We start from the raw sequence: 12,794 nt of genomic DNA, 5'->3' as shown, positions 1-12,794 counted from the left end.
CGGAATTATTCATCTCTTTCTTCTCGAACTCTGCGTTCTGGAGCGCCCTCTGTGGTTAAATCATTCCGATGCAACCGGAAACGATATCACACCAAAATTCATCGCTATGAAGACTCAAGAGATTGTGTCACAATTAAACATTTATTACTTCGTTATAATGTGATTGCGAGCGCAACGCTCGGCAAAAATAGCCATAGCAAAGGCTCGCGGTTACAACCCGTAAGGTTCACCCTACGATAAGTGTATTACTAATTACCACTTACCAATTACCAATTACTAATATTATGTATTTGAAAACGCTGCACCTACGGCAGTTTCGGAACTACTTCGATCAAAAGGTAGCGTTTGACGCTCCCAAAACCATTTTAGTAGGAAATAACGCTCAAGGAAAATCTAACTTGTTAGAAGCGGTAGAGTTGCTTTCCACATTAAAAAGCCACAGGGTAGGGCGCGATCGCGATTTAATCCTCGACTCAAAGCCGATCGGGCAAATTGATGCTACACTCGAACGTCAAACCGGAGCGATCGACTTAGCTTTAACTCTTCGCTCTGCGGCGCGTCGGACACTGAAGCTCAACGGTGAACCGCTGCGCCGCCATTTAGACTTTTTGAGCGTCTTAAATGTAGTGCAATTTTCTTGTTTGGATTTGGACTTAGTGCGCGGCGGCCCAGAAGGAAGGCGCAATTGGATCGATCGCCTTGTCATCCAGTTAGAACCGATTTACGCTCACATTTTGCAGCAGTACAACCAAATTTTGCGCCAGCGAAACGCTCTGTTGAAACGTTCTAAGGAAATCAGGAAAGCGGAATTTTCCGACAGTTTTGACAAGATGCGATTTATTGCACCCGAAAGTCCCGAACCAGAAAATACAGAAGACTTACCAATTTCCAATTCCCCATTCCCAATTCCCAGTTCAGAATTAGCTTTGTGGGACGCGCAGTTGGCGACAGCGGGCGCTCGCGTCATCCGCAGGCGCGATCGAATTTTGGAGCGTTTGATGCCTTTAGCTCGAAATTGGCACCGTTCAATTAGCGGTTCAGCAGAAGTTTTAGATGTGAAATACGATGCTAATATTGAAGTAAGTTCAGAATTTATCGCTAAAGATAATCTCGAAGGAGTGCGGCAAGCGTTTTTAGAGAAAATTCAAAAAAGGGCGATCGCAGAACAGTTTCAAGGCACCACTTTAGTCGGCCCCCACCGCGACGACATTACATTTACCATTAACAATACCCCAGCTCGTCAATACGCATCCCAAGGTCAGCAGCGAACTCTGGTATTAGCATTAAAATTAGCCGAACTGCAGCTTATTGAAGAAGTCGTCGGCGAAGCGCCTTTACTGTTGCTCGACGACGTACTTGCAGAACTCGATCTGAGCCGGCAAAATCAACTTTTAGAAACAATTCAAGAACGATTTCAAACTCTGATTACTACAACTCACCTAGGCGCTTTTGATGCTCAGTGGCTGCGACAAACCCAAATTCTCTCCGTCGTTGCTGGACAAATCAATCGATTTTAGATTTTAGATTTTAGATTTTGGATTGACAAATTTTCTGTTTCATGGTAAGAATATAAAAAAAATGAAAAATTGGCATTATTAGCTCAATTCGAGATAGGATAAAGGTTAATTTTGATTACCGCTTTCGCTTCCATTTTTCTCAACCTTATGAAGCATTACATTTCCCGTCTGTTAGCCCTGGTATTAGTTGTTGTCATCGGCGTAGCGGGCTGTACCAATGTTCCCGCCACTCTGAGTGGAGATTATGGTCAAGACACATTAGCATTAGTGAACAGCTTGAGAACAGCGCTCACTTTGCCAGAGGGGACGCCGGAAAAAGCAGCCGCTCAAGCCAAGGCTCGCACGAGTATCAACGATTTTTTTGCTGAATACCGTCGCGATCCCGCTCTTACCAAGCTGGCCTCTTTCACGACAATGCGGACGGCATTAAACTCTTTGGCAGGACATTACAGTTCCTATCCCAACCGTCCCGTTCCTGAAAAATTGAAAAAGCGTCTTGAGTCAGAATTTCAGCAGATTGAAGCTGCTCTTAACAGAGGAGCTTAATCTCAAAATTTAGGATCGAGGATAAATTTTAATAATTCATCTTTCATCCTTGATATTTGAGTGTTAACAATTTTTAGTAGAAATATCAACTGCTTTTAGCGCCCACTGTATTCAGGCGCTTTTTTATGCAGCATTTAGGGAAAAAATACTGCAAAACCGTTTAATCGCGGAGTCTTGTCTTACCCGATCGCCTTTATTAAATTTAAATAGCCGCCAGATAGAATTTGCATTGTGCGATCGACTTGTGCCATAACTAAGTCAACCGAAAAAAGTAGAAAATTTGTAGCTGCTTGTTGAGCGCGATCGCATTTTTGCGATCGTCACCCAATTTAAACCAGAAAACCCCATTCAATTCTCCCATGAAAATTGCACCAACTCGCATCGCGAATTTTCAACACCAGCGACGCTTTTTAAGTGCGGTAACTGCTGTTTTAACCAGTAGCTTCATCAGCCAACTTGTTTGGCCGTTTATCGGAAATCAACCAGCTTTTGCCCAAACATCAGCCTATTGCCAATTATCCCCAGAACAGGTAAATCAAAAAGAAGACTTGCGCCGCGCCGCCCTGTCAGGAAAACGGGAATCTCAGCAAGCATATTTTGCTGTTTTGAACAAACACGCGCGGGAAATAGCAGAATGCCGTAAAAAAACTTGGCCCGAAACCCAAGCAGTTTGGCTGCGTTTGTATCCCTGCGATGTCAGACCCGGAGAACTCGATCGAGTATTAGACAAAGTTGTGAATAAAGGCTACAACCAAGTCTATGTCGAAGTGTTTTACGATGGTCAAGTGCTGCTACCAGTCGCAGACAATCCTACGGCTTGGCCTTCTGTTGTGAGAAATCGCGGTTACGAGAAATACGACTTGTTAGAAAAGGCGATCGCCAAAGGCAAACAACGAGGTTTAAAAGTATACGCCTGGTTATTTACCATGAACTTTGGCTATAGCTATGCTCAGCGTTCAGACAGACAGCAAACCCTCGCTATCAACGGTAAAAATCAGACAAGTTTAACAGTAAGCGAATACGCAGCAATTAACGAGGACTTCGGAGAAGTTCCGGGCAATCAAGCCTTTATCGATCCGTACAACCCACAAGCACGGCAAGACTATACTTTGTTAGTAAATCAAATAGTCAAGCGCAAGCCGCAAGGAATGTTATTCGACTACATTCGCTATCTAAGGGGCATCGGACCCGCTTCAGTTGCTACAAATGTTCAAGACTTGTGGATTTACGGCCCAGCATCGCAGCAAGTTCTTTTGCAGCGGGCTACCAATCAGCAAGGGCGAGATTTAATTCAGCGGTATTTGACTAAGGGATTTATCAATCCTAATGACGTTCAAGCAGTAGTCAAACAGTATCCAAATGAGCGAGAACCTCTTTGGCAGGGCCGAATTCCGCAGGCGATGTCAGTAGCAACTCCACCTTCTAGAAGCCAGAATGCCGCATCAAGATCGGCATCAACAAATCCCGCCCCTAACAAGCCAAACCCTGCAACTCCCACACCAAAACCGACACCGCGGCTTCCCGATACCGGCACTCTGCAAAAAGACCTGTGGAAACTGACTGTTGCTCACGCAGTCCAAGGGATTTTAGATTTTTTTGGAATAGCAATTCAACCCCCTCAAAGGATGGGAATTCCTGTAGGAGCAGTGTTTTTTCCTACTGCAAATCAAGCAATAAATCAAGGGGGATATGATTCGAGATTGCAGCCTTGGGACAATTTTCCGGCTGCTGTGGAATTCCACGCCATGTCTTACGGAAATTGCGGGGATGTAAGCTGCATTGTGCCACAAGTGCAGCGGACAGTGAGTTTAGCGCCTGCGGGAGCAAAAATCATTCCTGCCATTGCTGGAGATTGGGGAAAACCTCTGAAAAATCGACCGTCTTTGGAGATTCAAATGGCTGCTATTCGCTCGGCGACGCCGCAAATTAATGCGGTAAGTCATTTTGCTTTTGGGTGGCAAGAACCGGAGGATGAAAGGGCGCGGCAAACTTGCCGGTTGTAGGGGGATTAGTTGTTGTAGAGATGCGATTTGTAGCGTCTCTACAAAACGGGATTTGGGAAAGCAGCTAACTGTTGGACAAACTCTTGGTGCGTGGCACTGTTCAATCCCGTTTGAAGAGTTGCGATCGCACTTGTCATATCCCCGTCTAAGAGTGCTGAAACAGCCAGCCACAACCCCGGAAAAACTCGGCTGCGGATAATTCCTTCTGCATCGGGGAGCAGAGAAATATATTCTTCTTCCTGCAAGGAAAACCAATCGATCCGGCGATCGATTACTTGCCAGACGAGATATTCTCTCACCATGCTGCGGCGGTAAACTCGCTTTTTGTCCCGCAGATCGATCGTAGCGGTACTAGCAGCAATTTCGGCAACAAATTCGGGCGCGCCTACGATGTAGCCGTCATCACTGAGGCTAGTTGCACCGCCATGTCGGGCATCAATCAGCAATACAGCATCCGGTTGAGGTTCGTTATCCACGTCGAGACGCACGGTGGGGTTATCGCCGAGCCGAGTATGTTTGGTAAAAGCAGCATAGAAGCCAAGACAAGTCATCAGGCGAGCATGGGGCTCGGCGTGAGGTTCAAAGCGTAAAGGTGAAGCCATATAAACAATTCCTTCGATCAATTCTGCTTTTTTGAGTCCCGGCATGGCTGTATAGCGTCGCTCGAATTCGGCACGGGTAAGCAAATCGCCATTTTCCAAAGGAGGGATGCTGATGCGACTGAGATTTGCGGGAGCAATCATGGCTTTTCTCGTGTTTTTATGCGTCGGTATCTTGAATTTTATCTAATTTTAGGATCTCATTTGCTACAATAGTAAGATCAAATTTTACTTAAAAAATCCTGAATAAAAGTTAACACAAAGGAGTATTCCCTATGGTAAGTCAGCCCAAACCAGATCGGCAAGTATCCAACCAAGATTCAATTGATGACTTAAATGTGAGTCAAGAAGAAGATAACGGTGATGAACCATATGAAAAAGACAAACTGATATATAACCCTGACAAAATTAATATTTTCACCAAAGAACCAACCATCGAGCAACTCCTAAGAAGAATCAATGAGGAAGCTCTCGATTTAGCACCGGACTTTCAGCGCCATGCAAACATCTGGAAAGATGACGCGAAAAGCAGACTAATTGAGTCGATCCTGATTCGGATTCCATTACCCGCTTTTTATATAGATGCCACTAATGAAGATAAATGGTTAGTCGTGGATGGATTACAGCGGCTATCTGCTCTCAAGCAATTTATGAGCGATAAAAAACTAAATTTATGTGGACTAGAATACTTGCTCAATTTAGAAGGCAAAAATTATGATGAAATCGGGCGCAGATACCAGCGTCGAATAGAGGAGACTCAAGTGACAGTTTATTTGATTGAAAAAGGTACGCCTCCCGAAGTTAAATATAACATTTTTAAACGGATTAATACAGGTGGACTGCCGATGTCTCCTCAAGAAATTCGCCATGCTCTCAACCCTGGTAAGGCAACAAAGTTCTTAGCTAAACTTGCTATATCTAATGAATTCGATCAAGTTACTAATCTTAGTGATTCGCGGAAAATGCGGATGGAAGATCGGGAATTTATACTCGGTTGTGTAGCCTTTATGCTTACATCTTATAAAAATTATCAATCTGAAACAAGAGATTTGTTTTTGACTAAAGCATTATCCAAAATTAATAATATGTCCGAGTCAGAATTAGGAGCAATTGAAAATAATTTCAAAAAGGCTATGGTCGCAGCATGGGAAATATTTGAAATAAATGCTTTCCGTAAAATCTCTCAAAAGCAGAAAAAAAAGTTTCCAATTAATAAAGCATTGTTTGAAGTCTGGTCTGTTAATCTCAGTTTACTTAGCGACGAGCAACTTGATATATTGAAGCAACACAAGGAGCAATTGATTGAAAAATTTAGAAATTATGTAGATGAGGATCGAGAGTTTCTGACTTCTATCTCTCAGGCAGCGGAAAAAATTGAGTACAGATTTAAGATAATTGAAAAAATAATTCAGGAGGTTCTGGCATGATTACTTCGCTGCAATTGCTAAATTTTAAACCTTTTGCAAATCAGTTATTGGAATTTAAAAAGCTCACGTTATTTTCCGGCTTAAACAGCACTGGTAAATCTTCTGTTATGCAATCGCTCCTGTTGCTGCGCCAATCTTACCAACAGGGTTTACTGCCAGAAAAAGGGTTGGCGCTTAATGGCGATTTCGTGAATGTGGGTACTGCTAGAGACGCACTTTTTGAGGGAGCAAAGGAGGACTTAATTAGTTTTGACATTGTTTGGGAAAACAACAGCGAAGGGCTATGGCGTTTCAAATATGACCAAGAGGTAGATGTGTTGAACATTGTTTCGGAACCAGTTACTTCGGAAGTGTATAAATCGAATCTTTTTAGCAACAATTTTCATTACCTTCAGGCAGAACGGATCGGGCCCCGGCCATTTAATGAAATGTCAGATTACCAAGTACGACAGCTCGGTCAATTGGGTATAAAAGGTGAATATGCGGCTCATTTTCTGGCTATTAATGGACGGAAAGTTATTCCGAATAGCAGTCTCAGTCATCGAGAGGTAAAATCAAAGACTCTAAGAAACGAAGAGCAATCTACTGCAAAATCAATGGATTTAATCGACCAAGTTGAGGCGTGGATGGGAGAAGTGAGTCCGGGTACGCGCCTCAAAATTGATGCCAAATCAGATGTCGATATGATGAGCTTTCAATATTCCTATGGAGATAGCAATCCTTACCGCGCAACTAATGTTGGATTTGGAATTAGTTATACTTTACCGATTATTGTAGCGGCACTTGCATCAACACCTGGTACAATCATTTTAATTGAAAATCCTGAAGCGCATCTCCATCCGAAAGGACAAGTTAAAATGGGTCAATTATTAGCTTTGGCGGCTAGCGGTGGCGTTCAAGTTGTGATAGAAACTCACAGCGATCATGTTTTAAACGGGATTCGCCTTGCGGTTCACGGGGGCAAAATTGACCCGAAGGACGTTCGGTTGCATTACTTCCACCGTGACAATAAAGAAAAAGAAAGACAAGCTGTGACTGAGGTAATATCGCCAAAAATCGATCGCAACGGACGAATTGATCGATGGCCGGAGGGTTTTTTTGATGAGTGGGACAACAGCTTGGAGATTTTGTTGGAACCTGCGGTGGAAGGAGAATAAGCGATGGATTTGGAGATGGTGTTTAATGAACTGTCTGCACGAACTCTTGCTCCTGATATTTCTACGGCACGACAATGGATGTCAGAATTGATTAGGACAATGGTTGCAGCTAAAGGCTGTGGGCTGAAGGGAATTCGCATTCAAGCGGATTTTCATGCTATGATTCTTGCTGAAAGCTATCCTCTTTCTCTTTGGCGTAACGATCCTGAAGTTAATAAAGACGAGCGGACTTTTCTGAAAACGCTGGCAACTAAAACTCCTTTATCCGTTGATATTCCAGATATAGAGATTCAAATAAAAGTTGAAGACCCTGGTTGTGAGTTGAGTTTACAGGGTATTCAATCCGAAAGCTTTAAAGTTGCTTACTACCTTGAAACATTAGTCATTAGTCTGCATTCAGAATTGCTGTGGAATGCTAGTCGCATCAACTTAGATTTGATACAAATTGATGAGAATGGAGAGCTAATAGTAGAAAGTGTAGAGGTTCTTCATGCTAGTCAGAAAAACCACGTTCTCGAACACGCTGATTGGATTAAGAAACGTCAGCAAACAGCGGTGGTTGACGGTTTGGAGCTTTGGAACCGTCGAACTGAGTTATTCTCCAGCCTGGAATTTTGCGATCGCATCCGCCAACAGATAGAAAGCCTGGTCGAGCCGAAAATGTTACGACAAGTTGTCAGAAAGTTATTTGAGCTTGATGAATTATCCAAAAATTGGACAGACGGAGCGCTGGATTTGGATAATCTTCCTAGCAAGGTATCTCCAGAGAGCGAGTCAAGGCTTAAGGAGTTTAAAGAGCAACTAAATATTGAGTGTCTTGACGGGAAAAACCGTATTTTCAGTTTGCACGTCCGCATGACACCGGGAGCTTGGCGACTCCATTTCTGCACAGAATTAGGGCCAGGAAAGATAATCATTGGGTATATTGGCCCCAAAATAAAATAATTTATAGCGAATTGTACTCGCAAATCCCCATGAACAGACATCTCAGTAAAATCAACTTACGCGAAATTTAATCTGCGTTTATCTGCGTTCATCGGCGGTTAAAAATTCCAATTATGCTAAACTTATTAATAACATAAAACCCTTTATTAATCATAATGCAAAAATTTATATCAAGACATATAAACCTCCGCTATCTAATCGACAACTTCGGCTTGCAGCGAGTTCGCAATAGCGAATTTTTCCGAGAATGGCAAGAAAACTTACCCGAAGTAACAGACTCAGAAAAACAATTGCTCGATCGCGTCCAAGAGATATACTTCAACTTCGTAGACAACCCGCCTGTATTGGAAAACGCAGTCAAGCTAACAATCATCAGCCCCATTTTGTTTATTGCGGGTCTCTTTGAGTCTCCTTTTCAAGTCAAAGCCGAAAAGTCCATAGCCATTCAAGAGGAAGACGAAGGCAGAATCATCGAAGGCAAAATAGATATCCTAATTATGAAAGCAAACTTGTGGTGACAGTAATAGAATCCAAACAACTTTCGTTTTCAACTGACGAAGCACTCGCCCAACTCCTGAGATATATGCTGGCAGATTCCAACCCAGAAAATCCTACTTTTGGGATGATTTCCACAGGTGCTAACTTCTCTTTTGTCAAGTTAGTTAGAGGCGAAACTCCCCAGTATGCGCGATCGGCTGAATTTGTTATTTCCAATCCCGGCAATGAATTGTACCGCGTTTTGCAGATTTTAAAACGTCTGAGTCAACTGCCAGACTAGCAATAAAAGCCATTTTGAGTTATCTTTCAAAGCAGACAATATCTAATATCTCAAATTTCTCTCCTGGTGCGAGCATGGTAAATTACTCTATAGTCGGCGCTGTGGCAATAGCTTCTGTCTGCTGGGCAGAAATAATACGAGACTTTTATCACGTCGCGTCCCATTATTGGTCCCCCCTGCAAAAGCTGCACACTTGGCATCACCGCGTTTTCCGCCCGAATTTGACCCCCGTCAGCGAGACAATTTACAAGCAAGCACACTGGCGTCACGACGTGCCCGAAGCTGCGGCGATGATGGTTTTGGGCTTGTTGCTGTGGGTTGTAGCTTATTTTTGGCTGCCGGAATATCACTGGGGCGCAGCAGCAGGTTGTATTTATACTTTAGGCTTTTTGTTGAGCGCGATCGCCCGCGCGTGTGGCATCAAAGGCGCAGACGAATTAACCGACATCACCCACCAACCGGGAGACTTCCTGACTCCCCCCGGCAAGTGGTTAGTTAATAAACCTTATCACTGGCGGCATCACTTCGACAATCAAAATGCTTACTATTGCGGTACTTTCACCTTAATAGATAAACTTATGGGTACAGCACTTTCTCTCAAAGGCAAAACTGTAGCCGTCACCGGTGCATCGGGAACTTTAGGGCGTTTGCTACTCAAACACCTGCACAAAGCGGGTGCAAAAGTTATCGCCATCTCCTCTGGAAATGAGGAAATTACTTTGAATTTAGACGGCGAAAATTTGCCTGTAAAAACCGTAACTTGGCAAGCTGGCCAAGAGGCAGACTTAGCCCTATTTTTAGAAAAAGTCGATATTCTCGTCATCAATCACGGGATTAACGTACAGCGAGAAAGAACGGGAGAGGCGATCGCCAACTCATACGAAATTAACACTTTTTCCGCGTGGCGGCTGATGGAACTCTTTTTCTTAACAGTCCGCACTAACGAAAACATCGCTTGCAAAGAAGTCTGGATCAACACTTCAGAAGCAGAAGTAATTCCCGCTGTCAGTCCCCTGTACGAACTCAGCAAACGCGCCCTGGGAGATTTAGTCACCCTGCGCCGGCTGGACGCGCCCTGCATCGTTCGCAAACTGATTTTAGGGCCGTTTAAAAGCAACTTAAACCCGATCGGCATTATGTCTCCCGACTGGGTAGCGCAGCAAATTGTCAAACAAGCTAAAGCTGATGTTCGCAATATCATCGTGACAATTAATCCTTTGACTTTTATCATTTTTCCCGTCAAAGAGTTTTTTGTTTCTCTTTACTTCCAAATTTTCAGCCGGAAAGCGATTTCAGAGATTAAAGCAGTGCCGACATCGGAAAAATCTAGCGTTGAATCTAAGATTAATTAACAAACGAGAAACCCGGTTTTTTAGATAAACCGGGTTTCTAAGGAATGAGAATTAAATAACTTTCACAAGTTTGTGGGACGGGCGTCCCGCCCATCCCACAATAACAATTAAAATTATAAGTTATTTAATTCGCGATCCTAACTTGGGATGTAATACCAAATTCGGCTTTAATACCCCTTTTATTCTTTAGTCGCTCTCTGCTGTGACCGAAGTTTGTGTAGGATGGGTTTTAACTCAAATCTTGCACCATTCTCAGCAACAGGCTTTTCGGCCTGTTCCACAAAGAGTGAATTTTATTGTGGAACGGGCCGGAAAGCCTGTTCATACAAAGCTTATTGAGAATGGTGCAACATCTCAGTTTTAACCGCCGAGTCTTATCTAATTACTAACCTCAGCCATTTCAATCACGCGGCCGTCGTAATCCTTGACCAAAAAGTTCAGCGGCTTTTCCCGGCGAATTTTATAACTAATGCCGCGAGTTTGTACCCTCATCAATAGCTGATCCAAACAATCGCGATCGAAACAAACGTGACGCGGGCGATTTTTTTCCCCTACACCGGCCCCGCTAATAATGTGCAGTTGGGTATTTTTCATTAACTGATACCACAAACCCTCGGGATTCCCCATTGTTTGAGAGCTCGTTGCCCTCCCGACATTCGGCGACAAATACAGCGGATCGATACCTGTTGTCCCCAAAGTTTGCTCGTAATTGTAGTAGTAGTGCAGCGGCACTTCTGCTACGGGCAGGTTTAGCATACCTTCATAGAACTCCCTCGCTTGTCCGAGATCCGATACCATCACCGTGTGTACCTTCGGAGCACTGGTGAGAAACATCCACATCGCCCCCGCATAGGCGGCAAGCAACATCACCATAATCCCTTGAGTCGAAAACAAGCTGTCAAGCGGCAGGGAGGGCAAAAAAGAGCTCAAGTACAAAGGCCGAAGTCCAAAAGCAATAAAACTAACTGCTAGAGTCATGAATTATAAGAAAGGGTAAACAACGAAATTTATCAAGATTGCAGTCGCGATCGCCCGCGAGACTTAAACTATTAGCAAATACAATCTATGTTAGCAAAAACTAGCGGTTAGGCCCTACCCGATGAAAGTCTTTGTCTACGGCACTCTTAAACCGGGGGAGTGCAACTACCTCCGCTACTGCGAAGGAAAAGTTGTGAATGCTTATCCCGCGATCGCCCGCGGTCAACTTTTTGCGCTGCCGATCGGCTATCCTGCGATGATGGCCGGAGATGGCACAGTCTGCGGTTTTCTCCTCTGTTTCGCAAATTCGGCTATTTTGGACGATTTAGACCGATTGGAAGACTATCATCCGCTGCGGGAACCGACACAAAACGAATATCAGCGACAGGAAATCGAAATCTTCGATCGGCACCTCAAACCTTTAGGCACGGCTTGGGCATACTTCATGCTACCCGATCGCGTTCGTTCTCTAGGAGGCATCTGGCTGCCCCACGGCACGTGGGAAAATCGGTTTTTCACCAAATAAGGTGGTTAATGCCGATGAGCTTAGGAAATTGCCATTGCCGTGCGATTCGGCAGCTCTAATTCCACTCGCTACCTACTCGGATATTAAGATGCGATCGCCCCACAATACGTCATTCAAAGCCAGGAAAATGTCAAAGGATATATCCACCTTTAAAAGTAAAAAATGGCAAAAAGCCCCCTTTTTTAGGGAGCTTAGCGACTTCCGTTATTGCTCAAAACAGAAACCTTACTGTGCCTTTGGCAATTACTTTTGAGGGGTTGCTACGCCAACTTTGGGAATATCAACGATCGGTGCATTCACCCCAAGCATCAAATCGTTGGGATTAACCATCTCCACCAGAGGCTCGTTTAAAGCCATCATCAAACCGTCAGATTCAGCAGGAACGGGCGATCGAGCAAACTGAGGAGCAAACAATTGGCGGCCGCCACCGACACCAGACACCACCGCAACCAACAAAGCTGCGATCGCACCTCCACCCAAAATCCAAGTTTGTTTCGGCTTGCGTTTCACCCGCTGCAAAACCTTCGTCGCCAACTCCTCGGCCGATTGTTCCGCTGCAGGCACTGGCATTGCTTGAAAACTCTGCTGCATCATCAGCAGTCGCGAGTACAAACGTTTCGTAGTGGGGTCATTTTTCAGCCACTCCTCAACTTGCCGACGTTCTGTCGCCGTCACTTCACCGTCGAGGTAGGCACTCAGCAATTCAAAGCGATCGCGCATCATAGTAGTTACATTGCCCTGGGCATAATTGTTGTTAACTTGATTTTGGGCGAGTGAATCCCCGACGCCTTGCTGATTCTGATTTTTATCGGATTCAAAGTTACCCTTCATATTTCACACTTGCTCTAATTGGGGAATCACGCACTCGCTATTAGAATGATTTACTGCTTATTTATATTTTAAAATAGAAGTTTTGATGTCACAGCAAACTTCATCAAATCTTCTTGACCCGCCTCTGAAATTACT

Annotated in this window: 13 protein-coding genes; 10 read left to right on the top strand and 3 right to left on the bottom strand. The window is 44.1% G+C overall.

The features are described 5' to 3' along the window. Positions 1–284: 284 nt before the first annotated feature. The 3 genes from QUA50_RS17870 to QUA50_RS17860 all read left to right on the top strand — a co-directional run bounded on the left by QUA50_RS17870 (position 285) and on the right by QUA50_RS17860 (position 4,066). Complete coding sequence (locus QUA50_RS17870; protein ID WP_333265284.1) at positions 285–1,517, top strand: AAA family ATPase; 1,233 nt, start codon at positions 285–287, stop codon at positions 1,515–1,517. Positions 1,518–1,664: 147 nt separating this feature from the next. Continuing rightward, entirely contained in the window at positions 1,665–2,063 is a 399-nt protein-coding gene (psb27, locus tag QUA50_RS17865; protein WP_333178376.1) for a photosystem II protein Psb27, read from the top strand. Positions 2,064–2,422: 359 nt separating this feature from the next. Then, entirely contained in the window at positions 2,423–4,066 is a 1,644-nt protein-coding gene (locus tag QUA50_RS17860; protein WP_333265283.1) for a family 10 glycosylhydrolase, read from the top strand. Between the two features lie 38 nt (positions 4,067–4,104). On the opposite strand, the gene QUA50_RS17855 is transcribed toward QUA50_RS17860, so the two are convergent. Beyond that, on the bottom strand, positions 4,105–4,809 hold the full coding sequence (locus tag QUA50_RS17855) for a Uma2 family endonuclease (protein ID WP_333265282.1): 705 nt from the start codon (positions 4,807–4,809) through the stop codon (positions 4,105–4,107). 131 nt (positions 4,810–4,940) lie between these two features. Between QUA50_RS17855 and QUA50_RS17850 the strand changes: the two genes are divergently transcribed. From QUA50_RS17850 to QUA50_RS17825, 6 genes are all read left to right on the top strand, one after another. Continuing rightward, complete coding sequence (locus QUA50_RS17850; RefSeq protein ID WP_333265281.1) at positions 4,941–6,092, top strand: DUF262 domain-containing protein; 1,152 nt, start codon at positions 4,941–4,943, stop codon at positions 6,090–6,092. After that, positions 6,089–7,249, top strand: a complete 1,161-nt coding sequence (locus QUA50_RS17845; RefSeq protein WP_333265280.1) for a DUF3696 domain-containing protein — start codon at positions 6,089–6,091, stop codon at positions 7,247–7,249. The genes QUA50_RS17850 and QUA50_RS17845 overlap by 4 nt, the downstream gene beginning before the upstream one ends. Positions 7,250–7,252: 3 nt before the next feature. After that, complete coding sequence (locus QUA50_RS17840; protein ID WP_333265279.1) at positions 7,253–8,194, top strand: hypothetical protein; 942 nt, start codon at positions 7,253–7,255, stop codon at positions 8,192–8,194. Positions 8,195–8,349: 155 nt separating this feature from the next. Then, positions 8,350–8,712: a hypothetical protein gene (locus QUA50_RS17835; RefSeq protein ID WP_333265278.1), complete on the top strand. Its 363-nt coding sequence runs from the start codon at positions 8,350–8,352 to the stop codon at positions 8,710–8,712. Then, complete coding sequence (locus QUA50_RS17830) at positions 8,706–8,972, top strand: hypothetical protein (RefSeq protein WP_333433661.1); 267 nt, start codon at positions 8,706–8,708, stop codon at positions 8,970–8,972. Before QUA50_RS17835 ends, QUA50_RS17830 begins: the two co-directional genes overlap by 7 nt. Before the next feature lie 74 nt (positions 8,973–9,046). Continuing rightward, positions 9,047–10,324, top strand: coding sequence for a bifunctional sterol desaturase/short chain dehydrogenase (locus QUA50_RS17825; RefSeq protein ID WP_333265276.1), 1,278 nt, complete (start codon positions 9,047–9,049; stop codon positions 10,322–10,324). Positions 10,325–10,702: 378 nt separating this feature from the next. Here QUA50_RS17825 and QUA50_RS17820 read toward each other — a convergent pair whose 3' ends face one another. Then, positions 10,703–11,302, bottom strand: coding sequence for a glyoxalase-like domain protein (locus QUA50_RS17820; protein WP_333265275.1), 600 nt, complete (start codon positions 11,300–11,302; stop codon positions 10,703–10,705). 121 nt (positions 11,303–11,423) lie between these two features. Between QUA50_RS17820 and QUA50_RS17815 the strand changes: the two genes are divergently transcribed. After that, positions 11,424–11,828: a gamma-glutamylcyclotransferase gene (locus tag QUA50_RS17815; RefSeq protein WP_333265274.1), complete on the top strand. Its 405-nt coding sequence runs from the start codon at positions 11,424–11,426 to the stop codon at positions 11,826–11,828. 243 nt (positions 11,829–12,071) lie between these two features. Here QUA50_RS17815 and QUA50_RS17810 read toward each other — a convergent pair whose 3' ends face one another. Further along, positions 12,072–12,659: a zf-HC2 domain-containing protein gene (locus tag QUA50_RS17810; RefSeq protein ID WP_333265273.1), complete on the bottom strand. Its 588-nt coding sequence runs from the start codon at positions 12,657–12,659 to the stop codon at positions 12,072–12,074. Positions 12,660–12,794 lie beyond the last annotated feature (135 nt).

Origin of the sequence: Microcoleus sp. M2_D5, from assembly GCF_036701935.1 — a bacterium.
Lineage (GTDB): Bacteria > Cyanobacteriota > Cyanobacteriia > Cyanobacteriales > Microcoleaceae > Microcoleus.
Note: the sequence above shows the minus strand (reverse complement) of the source record. Positions and strands in the feature narration are given on the sequence as shown.

Excerpts from the sequence above, each read along its gene's own strand:
- QUA50_RS17870 (WP_333265284.1), top strand. The coding sequence starts at position 285 with ATGTATTTGAAAACGCTGCACCTACGGCAGTTTCGGAACTACTTCGAT.
- psb27 (WP_333178376.1), top strand. The coding sequence starts at position 1,665 with ATGAAGCATTACATTTCCCGTCTGTTAGCCCTGGTATTAGTTGTTGTC.
- QUA50_RS17860 (WP_333265283.1), top strand. The coding sequence starts at position 2,423 with ATGAAAATTGCACCAACTCGCATCGCGAATTTTCAACACCAGCGACGC.
- QUA50_RS17855 (WP_333265282.1), bottom strand. The coding sequence starts at position 4,809 with ATGATTGCTCCCGCAAATCTCAGTCGCATCAGCATCCCTCCTTTGGAA.
- QUA50_RS17850 (WP_333265281.1), top strand. The coding sequence starts at position 4,941 with ATGGTAAGTCAGCCCAAACCAGATCGGCAAGTATCCAACCAAGATTCA.
- QUA50_RS17845 (WP_333265280.1), top strand. The coding sequence starts at position 6,089 with ATGATTACTTCGCTGCAATTGCTAAATTTTAAACCTTTTGCAAATCAG.
- QUA50_RS17840 (WP_333265279.1), top strand. The coding sequence starts at position 7,253 with ATGGATTTGGAGATGGTGTTTAATGAACTGTCTGCACGAACTCTTGCT.
- QUA50_RS17835 (WP_333265278.1), top strand. The coding sequence starts at position 8,350 with ATGCAAAAATTTATATCAAGACATATAAACCTCCGCTATCTAATCGAC.
- QUA50_RS17825 (WP_333265276.1), top strand. The coding sequence starts at position 9,047 with ATGGTAAATTACTCTATAGTCGGCGCTGTGGCAATAGCTTCTGTCTGC.
- QUA50_RS17820 (WP_333265275.1), bottom strand. The coding sequence starts at position 11,302 with ATGACTCTAGCAGTTAGTTTTATTGCTTTTGGACTTCGGCCTTTGTAC.
- QUA50_RS17815 (WP_333265274.1), top strand. The coding sequence starts at position 11,424 with ATGAAAGTCTTTGTCTACGGCACTCTTAAACCGGGGGAGTGCAACTAC.
- QUA50_RS17810 (WP_333265273.1), bottom strand. The coding sequence starts at position 12,659 with ATGAAGGGTAACTTTGAATCCGATAAAAATCAGAATCAGCAAGGCGTC.